Below are 471 nucleotides of genomic sequence, written 5' to 3'. Positions count from 1 at the left end.
GCGGTTGTCCAGCGTTGCGGCGTTGATGTCGACATGGCGCCCGGCGCTGAGGCTGCCGCCCTGGTTATCCAGGCGGCCACCCGTGGTCAGCGTCAGGTCACCGCTGGCGATCAGGCGCTGGTTGCGGTTGTCCACGGCTCCGGCGTTGATCTTCAGGTCGGCGTCGGCCGCGCGGCTGCCATCGGCCTGGATGCCGGCCTGGATGCCCCCAAGGTTGCTCAGTTGGCCTGACGCGTCCAGTTGCACCGAACCTGCCGCGGTCAGCCCCTGACGGTTGACCAGGTCACCACGGCTTTCCACCTGCAGTTGCTTGCCGGCATGCACCGGCCCCTGGGTTTCGATACCGGTCGCCCGGATGCGCACATCGCCCCCGGCGCTGGCCTGGGCCATGCTCAGCTGGCCATTGGCATCGAGCTGGATATCGCCACCGCTGGCGATCATCCGCCCGTCGAGGCGCACACCGACACCGGC

1 pseudogene is annotated in these 471 nt (G+C 69.0%); it reads right to left on the bottom strand.

Features of this window, described 5'->3' with window-relative positions:
- Positions 1–471: pseudogene (locus tag POF53_RS25945) on the bottom strand (hypothetical protein); the annotation flags it as partial.

The sequence above is a fragment of the Mitsuaria sp. RG genome (assembly GCF_028369275.1).
GTDB classification, from domain to species: domain Bacteria; phylum Pseudomonadota; class Gammaproteobacteria; order Pseudomonadales; family Pseudomonadaceae; genus Aquipseudomonas; species Aquipseudomonas peradeniyensis.
Note: the sequence above shows the minus strand (reverse complement) of the source record. Positions and strands in the feature narration are given on the sequence as shown.